This window comes from Demequina litoralis, from assembly GCF_030418455.1.
GTDB lineage: Bacteria > Actinomycetota > Actinomycetes > Actinomycetales > Demequinaceae > Demequina > Demequina litoralis.
On sequence record NZ_JAUHPW010000021.1, the window covers coordinates 1 to 616 of the forward strand.

At 54.9% G+C, this 616-nt stretch carries 1 rRNA gene; it reads right to left on the bottom strand.

Annotated elements, in window-relative coordinates:
• Window positions 1-616: ribosomal RNA gene (locus tag QQX09_RS14255) — 23S ribosomal RNA — on the bottom strand; the annotation flags it as partial.

The following is a 616-nucleotide window of genomic DNA, read 5'->3' on the forward strand; positions in this document are numbered from 1 at the left end:
AGTCTCCCACCTATCCTACACAAACCACACCGAATACCAATACCAAGCTGTAGTAAAGGTCCCGGGGTCTTTCCGTCCTGCTGCGCGTAACGAGCATCTTTACTCGTAGTGCAATTTCGCCGAGTTCGCGGTTGAGACAGCGGAGAAGTCGTTACGCCATTCGTGCAGGTCGGAACTTACCCGACAAGGAATTTCGCTACCTTAGGATGGTTATAGTTACCACCGCCGTTTACTGGGGCTTAAATTCGGAGCTTCGCCTTGCGGCTGACCCCTCCTCTTAACCTTCCAGCACCGGGCAGGCGTCAGTCCGTATACATCGTCTTGCGACTTCGCACGGACCTGTGTTTTTAGTAAACAGTCGCTTCTCCCTGGTCTCTGCGGCCCTCAAACGCTTCCCCACGCTAGGTGGTTCACGCCTCAGGCCCCCCTTCTCCCGAAGTTACGGGGGCATTTTGCCGAGTTCCTTAACCACGATTCACTCGATCGCCTTAGTATTCTCTACCTGACCACCTGAGTCGGTTTGGGGTACGGGCGGCTAGAACCTCGCGCCGAGGTTTTTCTTGGCAGCATAGGATCACCGATTTCCCACATACGTGGTCACCATCAGGTCTCAGCC